At 54.0% G+C, this 20,742-nt stretch carries 23 protein-coding genes; 12 read left to right on the plus strand and 11 right to left on the minus strand.

What is annotated here, in order from left to right; genetic code table 11:
* The first annotated feature begins 160 nt into the window (after positions 1-160).
* From rhaB to rhaM, 5 genes are all read left to right on the plus strand, one after another.
* Entirely contained in the window at positions 161-1,630 is a 1,470-nt protein-coding gene (gene rhaB, locus OGV74_RS05355) for a rhamnulokinase (protein WP_086504730.1), read from the plus strand.
* Entirely contained in the window at positions 1,627-2,886 is a 1,260-nt protein-coding gene (gene rhaA / locus OGV74_RS05360; RefSeq protein ID WP_003028731.1) for an L-rhamnose isomerase, read from the plus strand. The genes rhaB and rhaA overlap by 4 nt, the downstream gene beginning before the upstream one ends.
* Before the next feature lie 143 nt (positions 2,887-3,029).
* The gene (gene rhaD / locus OGV74_RS05365) at positions 3,030-3,854 is read left to right on the plus strand and encodes a rhamnulose-1-phosphate aldolase (protein ID WP_046671346.1); all 825 of its coding nucleotides are present in this window, start codon (positions 3,030-3,032) and stop codon (positions 3,852-3,854) included.
* A gap of 11 nt (positions 3,855-3,865) precedes the next feature.
* Positions 3,866-5,014 carry a lactaldehyde reductase gene (gene fucO / locus OGV74_RS05370; protein WP_032950685.1) on the plus strand — a complete coding sequence of 383 codons (1,149 nt, stop codon included), beginning with the start codon at positions 3,866-3,868 and terminating at the stop codon, positions 5,012-5,014.
* The gene (rhaM, locus tag OGV74_RS05375; RefSeq protein ID WP_061548031.1) at positions 5,011-5,325 is read left to right on the plus strand and encodes an L-rhamnose mutarotase; all 315 of its coding nucleotides are present in this window, start codon (positions 5,011-5,013) and stop codon (positions 5,323-5,325) included. The genes fucO and rhaM overlap by 4 nt, the downstream gene beginning before the upstream one ends.
* Positions 5,326-5,382: 57 nt before the next feature.
* Here the strand turns inward: rhaM and OGV74_RS05380 are convergent, their stop codons facing one another.
* The gene (locus OGV74_RS05380; RefSeq protein ID WP_003028726.1) at positions 5,383-5,931 is read right to left on the minus strand and encodes a helix-turn-helix domain-containing protein; all 549 of its coding nucleotides are present in this window, start codon (positions 5,929-5,931) and stop codon (positions 5,383-5,385) included.
* Positions 5,932-6,032: 101 nt separating this feature from the next.
* Between OGV74_RS05380 and OGV74_RS05385 the strand changes: the two genes are divergently transcribed.
* Positions 6,033-6,692, plus strand: coding sequence for an AzlC family ABC transporter permease (locus OGV74_RS05385; RefSeq protein WP_048220089.1), 660 nt, complete (start codon positions 6,033-6,035; stop codon positions 6,690-6,692).
* A complete protein-coding gene (locus OGV74_RS05390; protein WP_003028717.1) occupies positions 6,692-7,015 on the plus strand; it encodes an AzlD domain-containing protein in 324 nt (107 codons plus the stop codon). Before OGV74_RS05385 ends, OGV74_RS05390 begins: the two co-directional genes overlap by 1 nt.
* Positions 7,016-7,057: 42 nt before the next feature.
* Here the strand turns inward: OGV74_RS05390 and OGV74_RS05395 are convergent, their stop codons facing one another.
* On the minus strand, positions 7,058-7,270 hold the full coding sequence (locus OGV74_RS05395; protein ID WP_003825262.1) for a YdgH/BhsA/McbA family protein: 213 nt from the start codon (positions 7,268-7,270) through the stop codon (positions 7,058-7,060).
* A 128-nt stretch (positions 7,271-7,398) separates the two neighbouring features.
* A complete protein-coding gene (gene fdhD, locus OGV74_RS05400; protein ID WP_003028711.1) occupies positions 7,399-8,235 on the minus strand; it encodes a formate dehydrogenase accessory sulfurtransferase FdhD in 837 nt (278 codons plus the stop codon).
* A gap of 192 nt (positions 8,236-8,427) precedes the next feature.
* Between fdhD and fdnG the strand changes: the two genes are divergently transcribed.
* The 4 genes from fdnG to fdhE are packed head-to-tail and all read left to right on the plus strand — an operon-like array spanning position 8,428 to position 13,951.
* Positions 8,428-11,478 (plus strand): formate dehydrogenase-N subunit alpha, encoded by a 3,051-nt coding sequence (gene fdnG, locus OGV74_RS05405; protein WP_086504729.1) that lies wholly within the window; start codon positions 8,428-8,430, stop codon positions 11,476-11,478.
* A 12-nt stretch (positions 11,479-11,490) separates the two neighbouring features.
* Positions 11,491-12,393, plus strand: coding sequence for a formate dehydrogenase O subunit beta (fdoH, locus tag OGV74_RS05410; RefSeq protein WP_003028691.1), 903 nt, complete (start codon positions 11,491-11,493; stop codon positions 12,391-12,393).
* On the plus strand, positions 12,390-13,025 hold the full coding sequence (fdoI, locus tag OGV74_RS05415; protein ID WP_003028686.1) for a formate dehydrogenase cytochrome b556 subunit: 636 nt from the start codon (positions 12,390-12,392) through the stop codon (positions 13,023-13,025). The genes fdoH and fdoI overlap by 4 nt, the downstream gene beginning before the upstream one ends.
* Positions 13,022-13,951 carry a formate dehydrogenase accessory protein FdhE gene (gene fdhE / locus OGV74_RS05420; RefSeq protein WP_086504728.1) on the plus strand — a complete coding sequence of 310 codons (930 nt, stop codon included), beginning with the start codon at positions 13,022-13,024 and terminating at the stop codon, positions 13,949-13,951. Before fdoI ends, fdhE begins: the two co-directional genes overlap by 4 nt.
* Positions 13,952-13,987: 36 nt before the next feature.
* Here fdhE and OGV74_RS05425 read toward each other — a convergent pair whose 3' ends face one another.
* Both OGV74_RS05425 and OGV74_RS05430 read right to left on the minus strand, forming a co-directional pair.
* Entirely contained in the window at positions 13,988-14,362 is a 375-nt protein-coding gene (locus tag OGV74_RS05425) for a type II toxin-antitoxin system VapC family toxin (protein WP_003028682.1), read from the minus strand.
* On the minus strand, positions 14,362-14,604 hold the full coding sequence (locus OGV74_RS05430; protein ID WP_043018956.1) for a ribbon-helix-helix domain-containing protein: 243 nt from the start codon (positions 14,602-14,604) through the stop codon (positions 14,362-14,364). The genes OGV74_RS05425 and OGV74_RS05430 overlap by 1 nt, the downstream gene beginning before the upstream one ends.
* 205 nt (positions 14,605-14,809) lie before the next feature.
* Between OGV74_RS05430 and OGV74_RS05435 the strand changes: the two genes are divergently transcribed.
* Entirely contained in the window at positions 14,810-15,718 is a 909-nt protein-coding gene (locus tag OGV74_RS05435) for an alpha/beta hydrolase (protein ID WP_171859177.1), read from the plus strand.
* Between the two features lie 150 nt (positions 15,719-15,868).
* Here the strand turns inward: OGV74_RS05435 and fabY are convergent, their stop codons facing one another.
* The 6 genes from fabY to OGV74_RS05465 form a co-directional block, all read right to left on the minus strand.
* Complete coding sequence (gene fabY / locus OGV74_RS05440; protein WP_003825286.1) at positions 15,869-16,810, minus strand: fatty acid biosynthesis protein FabY; 942 nt, start codon at positions 16,808-16,810, stop codon at positions 15,869-15,871.
* A 44-nt stretch (positions 16,811-16,854) separates the two neighbouring features.
* A complete protein-coding gene (gene dtd / locus OGV74_RS05445; protein WP_003028671.1) occupies positions 16,855-17,292 on the minus strand; it encodes a D-aminoacyl-tRNA deacylase in 438 nt (145 codons plus the stop codon).
* Positions 17,289-18,161: a virulence factor BrkB family protein gene (locus tag OGV74_RS05450; RefSeq protein WP_003028669.1), complete on the minus strand. Its 873-nt coding sequence runs from the start codon at positions 18,159-18,161 to the stop codon at positions 17,289-17,291. The genes dtd and OGV74_RS05450 overlap by 4 nt, the downstream gene beginning before the upstream one ends.
* Complete coding sequence (gene yihX, locus OGV74_RS05455; protein ID WP_003028663.1) at positions 18,155-18,754, minus strand: glucose-1-phosphatase; 600 nt, start codon at positions 18,752-18,754, stop codon at positions 18,155-18,157. Before yihX ends, OGV74_RS05450 begins: the two co-directional genes overlap by 7 nt.
* 105 nt (positions 18,755-18,859) lie before the next feature.
* Positions 18,860-19,663 carry a DeoR/GlpR family DNA-binding transcription regulator gene (locus OGV74_RS05460; RefSeq protein WP_003028661.1) on the minus strand — a complete coding sequence of 268 codons (804 nt, stop codon included), beginning with the start codon at positions 19,661-19,663 and terminating at the stop codon, positions 18,860-18,862.
* Between the two features lie 33 nt (positions 19,664-19,696).
* Entirely contained in the window at positions 19,697-20,593 is an 897-nt protein-coding gene (locus OGV74_RS05465) for a sugar kinase (RefSeq protein WP_003028660.1), read from the minus strand.
* Positions 20,594-20,742: the final 149 nt, after the last annotated feature.

The following is a 20,742-nucleotide window of genomic DNA, read 5'->3' on the forward strand; positions in this document are numbered from 1 at the left end:
TCACATCCGCTAAAACCGACCCTATTAATAGAAATTGTGAACAGCATCACGTTCACCTTTGCCATGTTGCCAGCCGCTAATTGTGGCTGTCACTGTCAAGAAGGTACGCGTTATCTGGGGTTCTTAGACTGAGTGCAATAAAACTCAGAAGGACCTCGCTATGACTTTTCGCCATTGTGTCGCAGTCGATCTCGGCGCATCCAGTGGGCGCGTAATGCTGGCGCGTTACGACAGTGAACACCGCACCCTGACGCTGCGTGAAATCCACCGCTTCGTGAACTGCCTGCAAAAAACAGACGGTTTTGACACCTGGGACATCGACAGCCTGGAAAACGATATTCGTCTTGGCCTGAAAAAAGTCTGCGATGAAGGCATTCGGATAGACAGCATCGGCATTGATACCTGGGGCGTGGATTACGTTCTGATCGATAACTTCGGTCAACGTGTCGGTCTGCCGGTCTCTTACCGTGATAGCCGCACGACCGGCATTATGGCGCAAGCGATGGCGCAACCGGGTAAAGGTGAAATTTACCGCCGTAGCGGCATTCAGTTTCTGCCCTTTAACACCCTGTATCAGTTGCGTGCGCTGGTTGAACAACAGCCAGAACTGCTCCCGCAGGTGGCCCATGCCCTACTGATCCCCGACTACTTCAGCTTTCGCCTGACCGGCAAAATGAACTGGGAATACACCAATGCCACCACCACCCAGTTAGTCAATATCAATACCGACGACTGGGATGACACTCTGCTGGCGTGGACCGGAGCAGACAAAGCCTGGTTTGGTCGTCCGACACATCCGGGGAACGTAATTGGTCACTGGATTTGCCCGCAGAAAAATCAAATTCCGGTCGTAGCCGTCGCCAGTCACGACACGGCCAGCGCGGTCATAGCTTCTCCGCTGGCCGACAAAAACAGCGCCTATCTCTCTTCCGGGACCTGGTCGCTGATGGGCTTTGAGAGCAGAACGCCGTATACCAACGATGCGGCACTGGCGGCGAATATCACCAACGAAGGCGGCGCGGAAGGGCGCTACCGTGTCCTGAAAAATATTATGGGGCTGTGGCTGCTCCAGCGCGTATTAAAAGAGCGCCAGATTTCCGATCTGCCAACGCTTATCAGCCAAACGCAAGCGCTGCCGGCCTGTCAATTCCTGATAAACCCGAACGACGATCGCTTTATCAACCCCGACGATATGAGTGCAGAAATTCAGGCAGCATGCCGTGAATCAGGCCAACCCGTACCCCTGCAAAACGCCGAACTGGCGCGCTGTATCTTCGACAGCCTGGCGTTGCTGTACGCCGACATCCTGCAAGAGCTGGCACAACTGCGTGGTGCAGCATTTAGCCAACTGCACATTGTCGGTGGCGGCTGCCAGAACACCTTACTGAACCAGTTGTGTGCAGATGCCTGCGGTATTCGCGTGGTATCCGGGCCAATTGAGGCCTCCACGCTCGGCAATATTGGCATCCAGCTGATGACGCTGGACGAGCTGAACAACGTTGATGATTTCCGTCAGGTGGTGCGCGCCAACTACGAACTGACCACCTTCATTCCCAATCCTGAAAGTGAAATTGCCCGCTACCAGGCGCAGTTTCAATCACTACGACAGACAAAGGAGCTTTGCGCATGACCACTCAACTTGAACAAGCCTGGGAACTGGCAAAACTGCGTTTCGCCGCGGTAGGCATTGATGTCGAGGCGGCCTTACGCCAGCTCGATCGTCTGCCGGTCTCCATGCACTGCTGGCAGGGCGATGATGTCGCCGGTTTCGAAAATCCGGAAGGCTCGCTCACTGGCGGTATTCAGGCTACCGGTAACTATCCGGGTAAAGCGCGTAACGCCACCGAACTGCGGGCCGATCTGGAGCAGGCGCTGAGCCTGATTCCGGGTCCAAAACGTCTGAATTTGCACGCGATCTATCTGGAATCTGATACGCCGGTTGCCCGCGACCAAATCAAACCTGAGCACTTTAAAAACTGGGTGGAGTGGGCGAAAGCGAACCAGTTAGGACTGGATTTCAACCCATCCTGCTTCTCACACCCGCTGAGCGCCGACGGTTTCACGCTGGCCCACGCCGATGACACCATTCGCCAGTTCTGGATCGATCACTGCAAAGCCAGCCGTCGCGTCTCGGCGTATTTTGGCGAGCAGTTGGGTACGCCATCAGTGATGAACATCTGGATCCCGGATGGCATGAAAGATATCACCGTTGATCGTTTAGCGCCGCGCCAGCGTCTGCTGGATGCGCTGGACGAAGTGATCAGCGAGAAACTAGACCCGGCGCACCATATCGATGCCGTCGAAAGCAAGCTGTTTGGCATCGGTGCGGAAAGCTACACCGTGGGCTCTAACGAGTTCTACATGGGTTACGCCACCAGTCGCCAGACGGCGCTGTGTCTGGATGCGGGTCACTTCCATCCGACTGAAGTGATTTCCGACAAAATCTCCGCCGCCATGCTGTACGTGCCGCGCCTGCTGCTGCATGTCAGCCGTCCGGTGCGTTGGGACAGCGATCACGTGGTGCTGCTGGATGATGAAACGCAGGCGATTGCCAGCGAGATCGTGCGCCACAACCTGTTTGACCGCGTACACATCGGCCTCGACTTCTTCGACGCCTCCATTAACCGCATCGCCGCGTGGGTGATCGGTACCCGCAATATGAAAAAAGCCCTGCTGCGCGCGCTGTTAGAACCGACCGAGCAACTGCGCCAGCTCGAAGCCAGCGGCGACTACACCGCACGCCTGGCTCTGCTGGAAGAGCAAAAATCGCTGCCGTGGCAGGCCGTCTGGGAGATGTATTGCCAGCGTCACGACACGCCAGCGGGCAGCCAGTGGCTGGACAGCGTGCGCACTTATGAAAAAGAGATTTTGAGCAAACGTAGCTAACCGTGACGCCAGGCTTGTAGGCCGGATAAGACGCCCCGCGTCGCCATCCGGCAATGAATGAAACACGATTGCCGGATGGTGCTTCGCTTATCCGGCCTGCGTAAGACCCGATAACGTTCGGGCACTAAACAGGAACACCGAACATGCAAAACATTACTACTTCCTGGTTCGTCCAGGGGATGATAAAAGCCACTTCTGATGCGTGGCTGAAAGGCTGGGACGAGCGTAACGGCGGTAACCTGACGCTGCGTCTTGATGAAGCAGATATCGCGCCATTTAGCGCCGATTTCCACGAAAAACCACGCTATATCGCGCTGAGTCAGCCGATGCCGCTGCTGGCGAATACGCCGTTTATCGTCACCGGTTCGGGGAAATTTTTCCGCAACGTCCAGCTCGATCCAGCAGCCAATTTGGGCGTGGTGAAAATCGACAGCGACGGTGCGGGCTACCACATTCTCTGGGGCCTGACTCACGAGGCTGTACCGACCTCTGAACTGCCGGCTCACTTCCTCTCTCACTGCGAACGCATTAAAGCGACGAACGGTAAAGACCGCGTGATCATGCACTGCCATGCCACCAACCTGATCGCTCTGACCTACGTGCTGGAAAACAACACCGCGCTGATTACCCGCAAGCTGTGGGAAGGCAGCACCGAGTGCCTGGTGGTGTTCCCGGATGGCGTTGGCATTCTGCCGTGGATGGTGCCAGGTACAGATGAAATTGGTCAGGCGACCGCCGAGGAAATGCAGAAACACTCGCTGGTACTGTGGCCATTCCACGGCGTGTTCGGCAGTGGACCCACCCTCGACGAAGCGTTCGGTTTGATCGATACCGCAGAGAAATCTGCAGAAGTTTTAGTCAAAATCTATTCGATGGGCGGTATGAAGCAGACCATTACGCGTGAAGAGCTGATCGCACTTGGCAAACGCTTCGGCGTGACGCCGCTGGCCAGCGCACTGGCATTGTAAGGAGAATAATGATGAGCTTTATGTTGGCACTGCCAAAAATTAGCCTGCATGGCGCCGGCGCGATTGCCGATATGGTGAACCTCGTGGCGAATAAGCAATGGGGTAAAGCGCTGATCGTCACCGATGGTCAACTGGTAAAACTGGGCCTGCTGGATAGCCTGTTTGCCGCGCTGGATGAACATCAGATGTCTTACCACCTGTTTGATGAAGTGTTTCCAAACCCGACGGAAGAGCTGGTGCAGAAAGGTTTCGCGGCGTATCAGGACGCAGAATGTCACTACATTATTGCCTTCGGTGGCGGTAGCCCGATCGATACCGCTAAAGCGGTGAAGATCCTGACCGCCAACCCCGGCCCTTCTACCGCTTACTCCGGCGTAGGCAAAGTGAAAAATGCAGGTGTACCGCTGGTCGCCATCAATACCACCGCCGGAACGGCAGCAGAGATGACCAGCAACGCGGTCATTATCGACTCTGCCCGTAAGGTCAAAGAGGTGATCATCGACCCGAATATCATCCCGGATATCGCCGTGGATGACGCCAGCGTCATGCTGGACATTCCGGCATCCGTCACCGCCGCAACCGGTATGGACGCCTTAACCCACGCGGTGGAAGCCTATGTTTCCGTTGGTGCGCATCCGCTCACCGACGCTAACGCGCTGGAAGCGATTCGCCTGATCAACCTGTGGCTACCAAAAGCGGTCGACGACGGTCATAACCTCGAAGCTCGTGAGCAAATGGCGTTTGGTCAGTATCTGGCGGGGATGGCATTTAATAGCGCTGGCCTGGGTCTGGTACATGCGTTGGCACATCAGCCGGGCGCAACCCATAATCTGCCACACGGCGTCTGCAACGCCATCCTGCTGCCGGTAATCGAAAACTTTAACCGCCCGAACGCCGTGGCGCGCTTTGCCCGCGTGGCGCAGGCGATGGGCGTCGATATCCGTGACATGAGCGATGAAGCGGCAAGTATGGAGGCCATCAACGCGATTCGTGCACTCAGCAAGCGTGTCGGTATTCCTGCGGGCTTTAGTTCACTTGGCGTGACGAAAGAGGATATTGAGGGCTGGCTGGATAAAGCGTTGGCCGATCCGTGTGCGCCGTGCAACCCGCGCACCGCCAGCCGCGACGAGGTCCGCGAGCTGTATCTGGAGGCGTTATGATTCGCAAGGCCTTTATAATGAAGGTGAATGCCGACGCGCACGTTGAGTACCAGCGTCGTCATAACCCCATCTGGCCAGAACTGGAAACAGTGCTGAAAGAACACGGCGCCCATCACTACGCGATTTATCTCGACGAGGAGCGCAATCTGCTGTTCGCCACCGTTGAGATTGAGTCCGAAGAACGCTGGAATGCCGTTGCCAGCACCGACGTTTGCCAACGTTGGTGGAAGCATATGCGTGACGTAATGCCAGCAAACCCAGACAACAGTCCGGTCAGCGCAGAGCTAAAAGAAGTGTTTTATTTGCAGTAGTCTTGTAGGCCGGATAAGGCGCTAACGCGCCGCATCCGGCACAACGCAACATAACAGTTAGTTCTGCTCAGAAACCAGAATCGCCTGGGTGTCAGGCTCCAGCGCTTTAAAGATATGCGCCTGGTCAGCGGGGTAACAAATATAGTCGCCCTCGCCTAACTCCTCCGGTGCTTCCGTCAATCCCACCATCGCCTTACCCTGCGTCACGATGATGTGTTCAACCGATCCCGGCGGATGCGGCTGTGAAATCCGATCCGCGCCCGGCTGCGTCAGCAGCAGATAGATATCCCGCCGTGCCCCCGGTGGGCAGGCGGCCAGTAAAATGGCCTGATAGTGGGCCTGCTCAGCCACGACTTTTGTTCCTTCGCCACGGCGAATCACCTGCGTTTTTTGTTCCTGTGGTTCCAGCAGGCGCGCAAAGGGAATATCCAACGCCACACACAGCGACCAGAGCGTTTCCAGGCTAGGATTGCCATTGCCCGCTTCCAATTGCGAGAGTGTCGATTTTGCAATCCCTGCGCGACGGGCAATCTCTGCCAGTGACAAACCGGTGCGCTGACGTTCACGCACCAGGCTTTTCGCGATCATACTGATGGGCTGGGTCATTCACGACTCCATGTTCTTTATATCGAACGAATCGTTCGACTTGTAATATTGACTGGTCGCGTTCATTATAATGGAAATTCGTTCGATATGGCTAAAATGGTATGCAACATTATTTTTCCAGTCTCAAAAGCGACACAATAAAAGCAATATTTTTAGTCTGTCTGGCCGTCGGCGTAGTCGGCATGTCATACGGCTCGCTGGCAATGGCCTACGGCTTCCCGCTGTGGGTACCGTTTGTGCTCTCTATTACCGTGCTGGCGGGTGCATCCGAGTTTATGTTTATCGGCATCGTCGCCAGCGGCGGTAACCCACTGGCGGCTGCGGCTGCCGGTTTACTGGTCAACGCCCGACACGTCCCGTTTGGCGTCACGGTGCGCGATCTTGTGGGCTCCCGGGCTGCGAGTTTCCTCGGTTGTCATATCATGAACGACGAAAGCGTAGTATTCGGCCTGTCGCAAAAAACGCCCGAACAACGTAAAGCAGCCTATTGGCTGTGCGGTCTGGGCGTCGCGATTTTCTGGCCTGTTGGCACACTGATCGGCGCGGGCGTCGGCAAACTGCTCCCCGCCCCAGAAACCATCGGTCTGGATGCCGTCTTCCCTGCTATTTTATTGGCCTTAGTGGTCCCGGCCTTTAAAAACCGCACCACGCTGATTCGCGCCTGTAGCGGTGCCGGGTTGTCGCTTGCCGCCATCCCCTTTGCGCCGGTCGGTTTACCGGTTTTGCTCTCACTGTTTGGCTTACTGACGAGGAAAAAATAATGGGCAACATGACGCTGTTTATCATCGGTATCGCCATCTTATCTCTGGGAACCTATTTAATGCGTTTAGGCGGAGCGAAGCTTGGGGGTCGTTTAGCGTTCTCGGAACGCTCGCAGGCGCTGCTTTCCGACGCCGCAACGGTATTACTGTTCTCCGTTGCGCTGGCGACCACCTTTTACGAAGGCGAACACTTTGCCGGTATGGCGCGGGTTCTTGGGGTTGGCTTCGCGGTATTTCTCGCCTGGCGCAAGCTGCCGCTAATTGTGGTGATCGTTGCCGCCGCGGTGGTGACCGCATTGCTGAGAATAGCGGGCATAAACTAAAAAAGCGCCTCAAGGGCGCTCTTTCGACAGTACTGAGGTATCTTATTTCAGCAGTTCAGCAGTCATGTGCACGCGGTTGCCGGTGTAAGCCTGAGTGATTTTATAATCGCTGGCGCCTGCACGTTCAGCTTGGGCGGCAATTTTTGCTTCAGCACTTTCCAGCGTAGAACCGGTTGCGGTAACTGTCTGAGCAGCGAAAGAACCGAAAGAAGTAGCCAGAGCGATAACTGCGACAAAAGTTTTGATGCTTTTCATGATATAAACCCTTTAACTTAGTTGTTTGAGTAAGGCACCTTGCCTTGATGTGATAAATAATAGCCCTCACATCGCACAACTAAAAGCGGAAGGATTTGCCAGTCTTATTCAAAATAATTGAATGCTTGTTATTCAGCTATCAGACGCTCAGGGTGTGTATAAATCGTCGCCCTGCCCGGTTTGCAAAAGCCCACCAGCGTCAGGTTGCAGCGCTCGGCAACTTCTACCGCCAGCGTTGTCGCCGCAGAAACAGCAAACAGGATCTCCACGCCGCACATCGCCGACTTCTGCACCATCTCGTAGCTGGCGCGGCTGGAGACTAATACTGCACCCTGTTGCCAGGTTTCGCCTTCGATTGCGCGTCGCCCCAGCAGTTTATCCAGCGCAACATGACGCCCAACATCTTCATGCCCGCCCGCCAGATGACCTGACGGCTGTACCCAGGCAGCCGCGTGCGTGCAGCCTGTCAGTTGCCCCACGGGTTGAAAATCATTGAGATGTCGTAAAGCGTGATCGAGATTCACCAGATCGAATGTCTGGGTAAACGGCAGCGGCTGGACTGGCTTGCCAATGTCATTGAGCTGCTCCACGCCACAAACGCCGCAACCGGTGCGACCGGCCAGCGCGCGACGACGCTCCTTCAGCCCCATAAATCGACGACTGGACAGCTCAACCTGCACTTCTAATCCGTTACAGGAAGGAACCACTTCCATTGCGTAGATATCCTGTGGGCGCTCAATAATGCCTTCAGAAAGTGAAAAGCCCATCGCAAAGTGCTCAAGATCTTTCGGTGACGCCATCATTACCACGTGCGAAATCCCGTTGTAAACCAGCGCAACCGGTACTTCTTCAGCGACGACATCCGGCTGAGGATGTTGCAAATCCTCGCGTTTCCAGAGGGTCAACTGGCGCGATCCTGTCAAAGTCGTCACATTTTTGATGTTTTCTCGAATAATCTTATTCACTTTCTTTTAACCATATTGGAACACGCATACCAACATTGTGGTATTCTTTACAAATCCCTCCTGGACGGAGGGAAATTCACCCAATTCTGGACCTTTGCGGTCCCGTCCGCAAAGAAAAATAACAACCACTTCCCTCACGCTCTAGTAACGGAAAAGTGAGGGAACGTGACAATGTCGAAAAAGGAGCAAACCATGCAGGTCAGCAGAAGGCAGTTCTTTAAGATCTGCGCTGGCGGTATGGCAGGCACCACGGCAGCGGCACTGGGTTTTGCACCCGGCGTAGCGCTCGCGGAAACACGGCAATATAAACTGCTGCGTACCCGCGAAACCCGTAACACCTGCACTTACTGTTCCGTTGGCTGTGGACTGTTAATGTACAGTCTCGGTGACGGAGCAAAAAACGCCAAAGCATCCATCTTCCATATCGAAGGGGACCCGGATCACCCGGTTAACCGTGGCGCGCTGTGCCCGAAAGGGGCAGGACTTGTGGACTTCATCCACTCCGAAAGTCGCCTGAAATTCCCGGAATACCGCGCACCAGGCTCTGATAAGTGGCAACAGATAAGCTGGGATGAGGCATTTGACCGCATCGCTAAGCTGATGAAAGAAGACCGCGACGCAAACTACGTTGCACAAAACGCCGAAGGCGTAACCGTTAACCGCTGGCTTTCCACCGGGATGCTGTGTGCTTCCGCTTCCAGTAACGAAACCGGCTATTTAACGCAAAAATTCTCCCGCGCGCTCGGTATGCTCGCGGTCGATAACCAGGCACGCGTCTGACACGGACCAACGGTAGCAAGTCTTGCTCCAACATTTGGTCGCGGTGCGATGACCAACCACTGGGTCGACATTAAAAACGCCAACCTCGTTGTAGTGATGGGCGGTAACGCCGCTGAAGCTCACCCGGTCGGATTCCGCTGGGCGATGGAAGCTAAAATTCACAACGGCGCGAAGCTGATTGTGATCGATCCGCGCTTTACGCGAACCGCAGCGGTGGCTGATTTCTATGCGCCGATTCGTTCCGGTACTGACATTGCTTTCCTGTCAGGCGTCTTGCTGTACCTGCTGAACAACGAAAAATTCAACCGCGAATACACTGAGGCCTATACCAACGCCAGCCTGATCGTGCGTGAGGATTACGGTTTCGAAGATGGCCTGTTCACTGGCTACGACGCGGACAAACGCAAGTATGACAAAACCAGCTGGAACTACGAGCTGGATGAAAAAGGCTTCGCCAAACGCGATGTCACCCTGCAACACCCGCGCTGCGTGTGGAACCTGCTGAAACAGCACGTCTCCCGCTACACGCCGGACGTTGTAGAAAATATCTGCGGTACGCCAAAGGCTGACTTCCTGAAGGTCTGTGAGTACATCGCAGAAACCAGTGCCAAAGATAAAACCGCGTCGTTCCTGTACGCCCTTGGCTGGACACAACACTCCGTAGGTGCGCAGAACATCCGTACCATGGCGATGATCCAGTTGCTGCTTGGCAACATGGGGATGGCCGGCGGCGGTGTTAACGCCCTGCGCGGTCACTCCAACATTCAGGGTCTGACCGACTTAGGCCTGCTGTCACAAAGCCTGCCGGGCTATATGACGCTGCCGAGCGAAAAACAGACTGACCTGCAAACCTACCTTGCCGCCAACACGCCAAAACCGTTGCTGGAAGGTCAGGTGAACTACTGGGGCAACTACCCGAAATTCTTCGTCTCAATGATGAAAGCCTTCTTTGGCGATAAAGCGACAGCGGAAAACAGCTGGGGCTTCGACTTGCTGCCGAAGTGGGATAAAGGGTACGACGTGCTGCAGTACTTCGAGATGATGAACCAGGGCAAAGTGAATGGCTATATCTGCCAGGGCTTTAACCCGGTCGCGTCATTCCCGAATAAAAACAAGGTCGTGGCTTCACTGTCCAAACTGAAATTCCTGGTCACCATCGACCCGCTCAACACCGAGACCTCCACCTTCTGGCAGAACCACGGTGAGTCGAACGATGTGGACCCGTCGAAAATCCAGACCGAAGTATTCCGTCTGCCATCCACCTGCTTCGCCGAAGAGAACGGTTCTATCGTTAACTCCGGTCGCTGGTTGCAGTGGCACTGGAAAGGCGCGGACGCCCCGGGGATTGCCGTTACCGATGGTGAAATCCTCGCCGGTATCTTCCTGCGCATGCGCAAGATGTATGCCGAGCAGGGTGGCGCGAACCCGGAACAGGTGCTGAGCATGACCTGGAACTACTCCACACCACACGAACCGGCTTCGGAAGAAGTGGCGATGGAGAGCAACGGTAAAGCGCTGGCCGACATTACCGACCCGGCAACAGGTGCAATCATCGTCAAGAAAGGCCAACAGCTTAGCTCGTTCGCCCAACTGCGTGACGACGGCACCACTTCCAGTGGCTGTTGGATTTTTGCCGGTAGCTGGACGCCGGAAGGCAACCAGATGGCACGTCGCGATAACGCCGACCCATCAGGCCTTGGCAACACGCTGGGCTGGGCATGGGCGTGGCCGCTCAACCGACGCATTCTGTATAACCGCGCTTCCGCTGATCCGCAGGGGAATCCGTGGGATCCAAAACGTCAGATCCTGAAATGGGATGGGGCGAAATGGAGCGGGATGGATATTCCGGACTACAGCGCCGCCGCACCTGGCAGCAACGTTGGTCCGTTCATCATGCAGCCGGAAGGGATGGGACGCCTGTTTGCTATCGATAAGATGGCGGAAGGTCCGTTCCCGGAACACTACGAGCCGTTTGAAACGCCGCTGGGGACTAACCCGCTGCACCCGAACGTTATCTCTAACCCTGCCGCGCGCATCTTTAAAGGTGACGCGGAAGCACTGGGTAAAGCAGATAAATTCCCGTACGTCGGTACGACCTATCGTCTGACCGAGCACTTCCACTACTGGACCAAGCATGCGCTGCTCAATGCCATCGCACAGCCGGAACAGTTTGTGGAAATTGGCGAGAAGCTGGCGAATAAGCTCGGTATCTCTCATGGCGATACCGTCAAAGTCTCCTCTAACCGCGGCTACATTAAAGCCAAAGCAGTGGTGACTAAACGTATTCGCACGCTGAAGGCCAACGGTCAGGATATCGACACCATCGGTATTCCGATTCACTGGGGCTACGAAGGTGTGGCGAAAAAAGGCTTTATCGCTAACACGTTAACGCCATTCGTCGGTGATGCGAACACGCAGACGCCGGAATTTAAGTCCTTCCTCGTGAACGTGGAAAAGGTGTAACGGAGACGACCTATGGCTTATCAATCGCAAGACATCATTCGTCGTTCCGCCACTAACGGTTTCACCCCCGCGCCTCAGGCGCGGGACCATCAGGAAGAGGTGGCGAAGCTTATCGACGTCACCACCTGTATCGGCTGTAAAGCGTGTCAGGTGGCGTGTTCAGAATGGAACGACATCCGTGATGAAGTGGGCAACAACGTTGGGGTGTACGACAACCCAGCTGATTTGACCGCTAAATCCTGGACGGTGATGCGTTTCTCAGAAGTGGAACAAAACGACAAACTGGAGTGGCTTATCCGCAAGGATGGCTGTATGCACTGCGCCGATCCGGGCTGCCTGAAGGCGTGTCCGGCTGAAGGCGCAATCATTCAGTATGCCAACGGTATCGTCGACTTCCAGTCCGAGCAGTGTATCGGCTGTGGCTACTGTATCGCAGGCTGTCCGTTCGACGTGCCGCGCCTCAACCCGGAAGACAATCGCGTCTACAAATGTACGCTGTGCGTTGACCGTGTCGTGGTCGGGCAAGAACCGGCCTGCGTGAAAACCTGCCCAACCGGCGCGATTCATTTCGGTACTAAAGAGTCGATGAAAACGCTGGCAGGCGAGCGTGTGGCGGAGCTGAAAACGCGTGGTTACGAAAACGCGGGTCTGTACGATCCGGCAGGCGTTGGCGGTACGCACGTCATGTACGTATTGCACCATGCTGACAAGCCGAATCTGTATCACGGCCTGCCGGAGAACCCGGAAATCAGCGCCACCGTGAAATTCTGGAAAGGCATCTGGAAACCTCTCGCAGCCGTCGGCTTTGCAGCGACATTTGCGGCCAGTATCTTCCACTACGTCGGTGTAGGCCCGAACCGCGCGGAAGAGGAAGAAGACAACCTGCATGAAGAAAAAGACGAGGTGCGCAAATGAAACGACGTGACACCATCGTGCGCTACACGGCGCCGGAACGCATCAACCACTGGATCACTGCCTTCTGCTTCATTCTGGCGGCAGTGAGCGGGATGGGCTTTCTCTTCCCGTCTTTTAACTGGCTGATGCACATCATGGGCACTCCGCAACTGGCGCGAATTGTGCACCCGTTTGTCGGCGTGATCATGTTTGCCTCGTTTATCATCATGTTTTTCCGTTACTGGCACCACAATCTAATCAATCGGGATGATATCTTTTGGGCGAAGAATATTCGTAAGATTGTCGTCAACGAGGAAGTAGGTGACACGGGACGTTATAACTTCGGCCAGAAATGCGTATTCTGGGCGGCGATTATCTTCCTGGTCCTGTTGCTGGTGAGCGGAGTGGTCATCTGGCGTCCGTATTTTGCACCTGCTTTCTCAATCCCGGTGATCCGATTCGCGTTAATGCTGCATTCATTTGCCGCAGTAGCGCTAATTGTGGTTATCATGGTGCACATTTACGCCGCCCTTTGGGTGAAAGGCACCATTACCGCGATGGTGGAAGGATGGGTTACCAGCTCATGGGCGAAGAAACATCACCCGCGCTGGTACCGTGAAGTCCGCCAGAAACAGGAAAAGTCATCTGAATGAGTATTCGCATAATCCCGCAAGATGAGCTGGAGAAGAGCGAGAAACGCACGGCGGATATGATTCCGCCGTTATTATTCCCCAGACTCAAAAATTTGTATAACCGCCGTGCTGAGCGCCTGCGCGAGTTGGCCGAGAACAACCCGCTGGGCGACTACCTGCGCTTTGCCGCGCTGATCGCCCACGCGCAGGAAGTGGTGCTGTACGACCATCCGCTGCAGATGGATCTGACCGCGCGCATCAAAGAAGCGAACGATCAGGGCAAACCGCCGCTGGATATCCACGTCCTGCCACGCGACAAGCACTGGCAAAAGCTGCTGCATTCGTTGATTGCTGAGCTGAAGCCAGAGATGAGCGGTCCCGCGTTAGCGGTGATCGAGAATCTGGAAAAAGCCTCAGAGCAAGAACTGGAGCTGATGGCCAGCGCGCTGTTTGCCTCTGATTTTGCCTCCGTCAGCAGCGACAAAGCACCGTTCATTTGGGCTGCCCTGTCGCTCTACTGGGCGCAGATGGCAAGCCTGATCCCCGGCAAAGCCCGTGCGGAATACGGTGAACAGCGTCAGTACTGCCCGGTGTGTGGTTCAATGCCGGTCTCCAGCATGGTGCAAATCGGTACCACCCAGGGTCTGCGTTATCTGCACTGCAACCTGTGCGAAACCGAGTGGCACGTGGTGCGCGTGAAGTGCAGCAACTGCGAGCAGAGCCGTGATTTGAACTACTGGTCACTGGATAACGAACAGGCGGCAATCAAAGCTGAAAGCTGCGGCGACTGCGGGACTTACCTGAAGATTCTCTATCAGGAAAAAGACCCGAAAGTCGAAGCCGTGGCCGACGATCTCGCCTCACTGATGCTGGACGCGCACATGGAGCAAGAGGGCTTTGCCCGCAGCTCCATCAACCCGTTCCTGTTCCCGGGTGAAGGGGAGTAAGTTCTTCGCACTACCGGGCGGCGTAAGTCGCCCGGGTTATAATGTATACGGTGTGACCACACCGGATAGGCCTGCAAAATCCTTAGTATTTCGCGTAACCAGCGTAAGACGATGAATCTGTGCTGTTGCCAAAATAATGGCATCCGGCAATTTCATCCCATATTCCTGTCTGATACTCACGCTTCGTTCAGCAATATCCTGTGAAACGCCGATCACGTTAAAAGCACCTAGCGCAACACGAGTACGGGCTTCCTGATGGTATTTTTTTGCACCCACCATCACCTCCATCCATGTAATGAGGCTGATTGCATTCTGCGGCGGCCATGTTTCTATCGCTAGTTTTGCTTCATTTCTCCCACTAAACAGATCGATGAGGATGTTGGTATCAAAAAGCGCGGATCCTTTGACCATTACCATTCCTCACGGAGTTTACGCTGGTATTCAACACCATCTTCCTCACAGCCTTGCCACAGCCCAAGAGCACGTGAAATTGTGGTTTCAGCCTGATCCTGCCTCTCAAGATACTGTTCAACGGCCTCCCGTAAAAGTTCTGCTCGCGGCAGGTTGCGCTGCACCTTGAGATCATCAAGACGTTTAATCACTTCATCTGATAAATCGAGTAAAATTCTGCCCATATCCATCCCAGCCATCATACTCATATATACCTCCAGTATATCATCAGCGATTAATTTCCACACAACATACACCTGAAAAAAGCAAGAAAATAGCCTCCACGCGAACGATTTTTACTTTTGCGAGCCGCTTTCCAGAATCATACCCATCCCTATTTTTCCCATTTTCATTCTTAGTAATCCAGGTTATAAAACTGTATATCTATACAGATAAGAGTATTTAAAAATGGCACTGGAAAGCGGGATTGCGCAGTTAGTTGAGGCATTTATCGCGGCGGGACGCCCTTCTTCCCGTGAGCAGAATATTGATGACCGGAGAGCGGCCTATATTGCCAGTACGACGCTGGCCGGAGAAACTGAAACCCGCGTACAGGCTGAAGATATTGAACTCGATGCCATGGCATTTCGCGTTATTTCGCCGCGGGGCAGCACGGGAAATCTCCCCTGCGTTATCTATTATCACGGTGGCTGCTTTGTCAGCGGTGGATTTGCCACACATGATAACCAGCTAAGGCAACTCGCCTGGTACAGCGGCTGTCGGATCATTGCGGTGCAGTATCGCCTCGCACCAGAGCATACCTTCCCGGCAGCACATAACGATGCTGAAACCGGGGCCAATATCATCTGGAAGTATGCCCAGAAACTGGGAGTAGACCGGGACAACATTACGCTTGCTGGCGACAGCGCAGGTGGACACCTGGCGCTGGTCACCGCACTACGCCTGAAAGCGGCCAGGCAATGGCAACCTGCACAGCTTATGCTGATCTACCCGATGCTGGACGCAACTGCCAGCTTTGCGAGCTATGACCATAATGGACGGGATTACATTATCACTCGCGATACACTGCTTTCGGGCTACGAAATGTATATGCCGAAAACCGATCCATTACATCCCGAAGTCAGCCCACTCTGGCGCAAAGACTTCAACGGTTTACCGCCCACGCACATCATTACTGCCGAATTCGACCCACTGCGAGATGAGGGTGAAGCCCTGTATCAACGGTTCCTGGAGCAAGGCGTGGAGTGCTCTTGCCAACGCTATCTCGGCGTCATCCACGGTTTTTTCCAGTTGGCAGGGGTGAGCCCGGCGGCACGAAATGTGATGCGAGATGTGGCCTGGCGGCTTGGCCAATAAGGATGTTCATGAGTTCTGAAATTAAGGAAGGTACCCGTCAATACAATTATCGACAGCATGCGATTTTTATCAAAATGCGGATTATGGCATTTTCATAATCCGCATTTTACATCAGCAAATGAACCCAACATTACATTTTAGCCAGAGGACCTACTCTTCCTCGTTACCGCCTTCTTCATATGCGCCAAACGGTTTCGCAGGTAGCACAATGTAAGTACCTTCAAACACGACGCCCGGAGTGTCATCGCCAAACACCCCGACCTGCATCTGAACGCGCGCCTTGCGACCTCTTGCCAGGCGGTCAAGGTCACCGCTCAACGACCCCAGATCGGCAATAGCAGTTGGTTTCCCGGTGATCGGCCTGCTGTATCGGATATGCGCGTCGGCCAGGATTATTGTCCCACCCAGATGACGCTCGCGCAGCATCAGCCAGATAAGTCCCCAGCCCGTTAGCGTAGCCAGTGAAAACAGGCTACCGGCAAACAGGGTATGGTGCGGATTCTGATTGCCTGTCTCGGGCATCGTGGTGATAAATTTCTGCCCAGTGTACTGCTGAATGCGTACGCCCATTTTCTCACTCAATGGAATATGTTCGTACCAGGCTTGTTGTAACTGTCCGCACCAGTCACCGCGATGGAGAATATCGTCCAGCGTCGCAATGGGCTTAATCATCAAAAAGTGGCGCACCGGCGTGGTTTGCGGCGTGGTGATTTCCCCCTGGCTCACAAAACCGAGCTTGGCGAAAAATTCGACCGCATCTTCACGGGCACTACAGGTTACGCGTTTGACCCCTTCCTGACGCGCCACAGACTCCAGAGTCATCGCCATCAGCGTGCCCAACCCTTTCTCTTGCACGGAAGGGTCTACGGCCATAAAGCGTATGGAAGCTTCATTATCCGCATTGATATACAGACGCCCTACCGCAACCAGATTCCCCTCTTCGTCCACCACCATCTGGTGATGCGCCATCGCGTCCCAGGCATCCCGTTCGGAGCCTTTTGGCTGGTGCAATGGTTTACGCAGCATCTCCCAGCGAAACTGGTAGTAACGCTCCAATTCTTCCTCTGTTTGCGGTACTCGAAGGTGATACATAGTCGTATTCTCTCTTGTTGTCCGCGGCCATACCGGTAGCTGGTTCATACTTGTAACCAGAACGTCACCGGGCCATCATTAACCAGTGAAACCTGCATATCCGCAGCGAATCGACCGGTTTGCGTATTCATTTCCTGTTGGCGGCAACGCTCAACAAAGTATTCATACAGCGCTTCTGCACGCTCGGGCGCTGCGCCTTTCGAAAACCCCGGGCGCATGCCACGCTCGGTATCTGCCGCCAGCGTAAACTGTGAAACCACCAGCACGCTGCCGCCTGACTGCTGCACGTTGAGGTTCATTTTACCTTCGGCATCGCTAAAGATTCGATAACCGAGTACACGCTCGCACAGGCGATTCGCTTTCTGTTCGTCATCATCCCTTTCGACACCTAACAGGACCAAAAGTCCTGGGCCAATTTCACCCGTCACCTCGCCCTCCACGGTGACGCTGGCACGGGTTACGCGCTGAATTAATGCAATCATGGTTGCTCTGCTTCTTCTTCTTTTGCGGCTTGTTTAAGTTTGCGGTATTCCCCGAGAGTGACAGTTATTTCCGCGCCTAGCAAGACGATACACCAGGTCCAGTATACCCAGACAAATAAAATGGGGATCACCGCCAGAACACCGTAAATGAGCTGATAAGACGGGAACATCGTGATATAGAGCGCAAATCCTTTCTTTCCGGCTTCGAACAACACAGCAGCCACAAAGGCACCAATAACCGCATCACGGTTGGGTACACGCGTAGTCGGTACAATGCTGTAAAGCAGCCAGAACGAGAGCCAGGAAAGCACCAGCGGGAAAATACGCAGGACGTTATCAATCACCGTGTTGAGATCGCTGGCCCAGCGCAATGACAACAGATAAGAGCTGATCGCCAGACTGGCCCCCGCCAACAGCGGCCCCAGCGTTAAAATCATCCAGTAGACGGCGAAAGAGTAAACTTTAGGGCGAGTACGCTTACTGCGCCAGATAGTATTCAACGCATTATCAATGGCATACATCAACAATAACGCTGTGACAATCAGCCCGCATGCCCCGACTGCCGTCATTTTGTTCGAGTTGGCGACAAACTGTTCGATATAACGTTGAATGACGTCTCCCGTCGCCGGGATAAAGTTTGCGAAAATAAAATGACGTAACTGGACACTGACGTCGGAAAACATCGGAAATGCGGCGAAAAGCGCAAATACGACGGCAATAAGCGGCACTAATGAGAGCAACGAAACGTAGGCAAGATTCCCTGCCAGCGTCGTCATATTGTCCTCATCAATCCGCTGCCATAATAGCTTCAGCCAGTCTCGTACAGGACGCGTATGATGCCTGGCTTGCTGCTGAACATTTTTTAGCATAACAACGTCGCGAAATAGTCAGGAATGGTCTTTTTATCGACGACCTGGATACTGGTGATCCCTAACCGGTTAGCCCCTTCAATATTATCGGCGTTATCGTCAAAAAAGACCGCATCGTGCGCAGAAAAACCTTCAGACTGCAGGACGTGCTGGTAAATCCGCGCTTCCGGTTTACGCATGCCCAGTTCCTGGGAAAGGTAAATATGGTCAGCAGCCTGACGGATCTCGGGATATTCATCCGGCCAAAACGTGGTGTGCAGGCGGTTGGTATTCGACAAGACGACCACCCGATGCCCCTGCTCACGCAGCTTTTGCATGATGTCGATGACCTCAGGGCGCAAGGCGACAAAAACGGCCTGCCAGCCGTGAGAGAACTGCTCGTAACTTAGCGGCAGCGCCATCTCATGACATAGCGCCTCGGCAAAGGCTTCATCCGTTATTTCACCTCGCTCGTGCTGGTGAAAAGCCTCCCCCATGGTGAAACTTTGCTTTAGCGAAGCCAACGGTACACGACTTAGATCGCTCCATGTGCCCAACACGCGGTTGAAGTCGATATCGACAATCACATTACCCAAATCAAAGATATAGAGCATGCCCTTCTCCTTTTTCGCCGTGGATGAATAACTGTAGCGGGAAAGGAGAAGTTTGACTATGCGAGAGTGATGGCTACGAACTTATCAAGCCATCATTAGAAGGAATTACACGGCCAGAGCATCATCCTGTGAAGGACTCACCTGCACAATTTCAACCTGCTGTGACTGGAGTAAATTGTGTAATGCCGGATCTGGGTATTCATCAGTAAACAACGCAGTCACCTGAGACACGTTACCAATTTCTACCGCGGCAGAAGCCGTATATTTCGTATGATCCGCTGCCAGCAGAATGTGTCTTGAATGGGACATCATCGTTTTCACTACGCTGGCTTCATTGACATCAAACTCCAGCAGCGCGCCATCACTTTCGATCGCACCAACGCTGGTAACCAGGTAGTCGGCCCGAAAATCAGCCACAAATGCTGAAGCAGAAGGGCCAATGATGCCGCTGTTGTGCGGGCGTAACGTTCCACCTGGTACCATAACTTCAAAACGTGGGTTGTTATACAGAATGTGCGCCACGCGTAGGCTGTTGGTAATAATGCGCAAATGATTATGGTTTAACAGCGCGCGGGCCACCTGCTCAACGGTGGTGCCAATGGTAATAAACACCGTTGATCCATCGGGAATGTAGTCAGCCACCGCTTCCGCGATGGCCTTCTTCTCTTCCGTCCAGGAAACTTCACGCTGCTCAAACGCCGTATTCACCACGCTGGAGGCTCTGCCCGCGCCACCATGATGACGCGTAATTAATCCCTGCTCGCTGAGTTTACGAATATCACGACGCACAGTTTGCGTGGACACGTCCAGCAGGCTCGCCAGCTCGTCGATATTCATATAACCGCGCTCGCTAATCAGCATCAACAGCTGATCGTGCCGCGGGTTACCGGTCAGTTCGGTAAGACTCATGAAATTTCCTCGAAAAACCATTGCCCTGGCATTTTATACAAAAAGTGACAGAAAAGATCGGGTTTGATCACAGTCAGGGATTCCGGCCCTTCCTCCCGGGCGAGTGCATTTTAACGCAGCAACCCCACTGGCAAACCTGACGGCCTCTTCTGGAGCATCGCCACCCGCCAGGCTGAATGCGAGCGCACCGTGGAAAACATCCCCAGCTCCCGTAGTATCCACAACATCGACTTTAAATCCAGATTGATGCTGCAACGTATTATTTTTTATCCAGTCACAGCCTTCGCTCCCTCGTGTCACATAGACATGACCATTTGTGAGCGTTTTTGCTTGTTTAAGTCCAGCTTCAGAATCATTTATCCCGGTTAAACGCGCCAGACCCGGTTCAGAGAACGCCGCATGATCGCTCAACGCCACCAGCTCGCTGATATCTTGTGGCGTGACGTCACCATCCAGTACCGTCATCACTCCCGCCCGACGCGCCAGCGTGAACGCCTGCCTGGCACCTTCGTGCCAGCGAACATCCGCCAACACCACATCCCACTGGGAAAAATCGATCTCATTCAGCCAGGCAGCATCCGGCAGTAAATCCGGGCTGGGATAGTTAACGATAATCCGTTCTCCTTGCGCATCAACCATAATTGCCGATTGCGAAGACTTTGCCCCCGCATAGCGCCGGGTGTAGCGGGTGTTTACCCCCAGGGATTCCAGCTCTGCCAGCAGGCTATTTCCGGTGTCGTCATCGCCCACACGGCCAATAAAGTCCACCTGCGCGCCCAGCTTCGCTGCAGCCACTGCGGCCGTTGCAGCAGGCCCGCCGCCCACTTCCGTATAACGCTTCGCCACATACTTACCTCCTTCGGTCGGTAAACCTTCCACGTAATAGATGCGATCCATCACGGCAATACCTACACAAGCAATACGAATCATGGTCATTCCTTAGGCGTTTCAAGATGGGATCATTTTAATTTCACAAAATGTTTAAAAAGTGACGGCTGTCAATTTTTTGACCATAAATTACAAATACGATCAAAAACAGACAAAAACAAACGACCTTAAATGACAAAAAATGACATCCA

This window comes from Citrobacter sp. Cf116, from assembly GCF_030336505.1.
Lineage (GTDB): Bacteria > Pseudomonadota > Gammaproteobacteria > Enterobacterales > Enterobacteriaceae > Citrobacter > Citrobacter freundii.

Bases quoted from the DNA above. Each gene is read 5' to 3' on its own strand.
- OGV74_RS05385 (WP_048220089.1), top strand. From the start codon at position 6,033: ATGCAACATTATTTTTCCAGTCTCAAAAGCGACACAATAAAAGCAATA.
- rhaM (WP_061548031.1), top strand. From the start codon at position 5,011: ATGATTCGCAAGGCCTTTATAATGAAGGTGAATGCCGACGCGCACGTT.
- dtd (WP_003028671.1), bottom strand. From the start codon at position 17,292: ATGATTGCATTAATTCAGCGCGTAACCCGTGCCAGCGTCACCGTGGAG.
- rhaB (WP_086504730.1), top strand. From the start codon at position 161: ATGACTTTTCGCCATTGTGTCGCAGTCGATCTCGGCGCATCCAGTGGG.
- fdhE (WP_086504728.1), top strand. From the start codon at position 13,022: ATGAGTATTCGCATAATCCCGCAAGATGAGCTGGAGAAGAGCGAGAAA.
- OGV74_RS05465 (WP_003028660.1), bottom strand. From the start codon at position 20,593: ATGATTCGTATTGCTTGTGTAGGTATTGCCGTGATGGATCGCATCTAT.
- OGV74_RS05450 (WP_003028669.1), bottom strand. From the start codon at position 18,161: ATGCTAAAAAATGTTCAGCAGCAAGCCAGGCATCATACGCGTCCTGTA.
- OGV74_RS05395 (WP_003825262.1), bottom strand. From the start codon at position 7,270: ATGAAAAGCATCAAAACTTTTGTCGCAGTTATCGCTCTGGCTACTTCT.
- fdoH (WP_003028691.1), top strand. From the start codon at position 11,491: ATGGCTTATCAATCGCAAGACATCATTCGTCGTTCCGCCACTAACGGT.
- rhaA (WP_003028731.1), top strand. From the start codon at position 1,627: ATGACCACTCAACTTGAACAAGCCTGGGAACTGGCAAAACTGCGTTTC.
- OGV74_RS05380 (WP_003028726.1), bottom strand. From the start codon at position 5,931: ATGACCCAGCCCATCAGTATGATCGCGAAAAGCCTGGTGCGTGAACGT.
- OGV74_RS05425 (WP_003028682.1), bottom strand. From the start codon at position 14,362: ATGGTCAAAGGATCCGCGCTTTTTGATACCAACATCCTCATCGATCTG.
- OGV74_RS05430 (WP_043018956.1), bottom strand. From the start codon at position 14,604: ATGATGGCTGGGATGGATATGGGCAGAATTTTACTCGATTTATCAGAT.
- OGV74_RS05390 (WP_003028717.1), top strand. From the start codon at position 6,692: ATGGGCAACATGACGCTGTTTATCATCGGTATCGCCATCTTATCTCTG.
- rhaD (WP_046671346.1), top strand. From the start codon at position 3,030: ATGCAAAACATTACTACTTCCTGGTTCGTCCAGGGGATGATAAAAGCC.
- fucO (WP_032950685.1), top strand. From the start codon at position 3,866: ATGAGCTTTATGTTGGCACTGCCAAAAATTAGCCTGCATGGCGCCGGC.
- OGV74_RS05460 (WP_003028661.1), bottom strand. From the start codon at position 19,663: ATGAGTCTTACCGAACTGACCGGTAACCCGCGGCACGATCAGCTGTTG.
- fabY (WP_003825286.1), bottom strand. From the start codon at position 16,810: ATGTATCACCTTCGAGTACCGCAAACAGAGGAAGAATTGGAGCGTTAC.
- fdoI (WP_003028686.1), top strand. From the start codon at position 12,390: ATGAAACGACGTGACACCATCGTGCGCTACACGGCGCCGGAACGCATC.
- yihX (WP_003028663.1), bottom strand. From the start codon at position 18,754: ATGCTCTATATCTTTGATTTGGGTAATGTGATTGTCGATATCGACTTC.
- OGV74_RS05435 (WP_171859177.1), top strand. From the start codon at position 14,810: ATGGCACTGGAAAGCGGGATTGCGCAGTTAGTTGAGGCATTTATCGCG.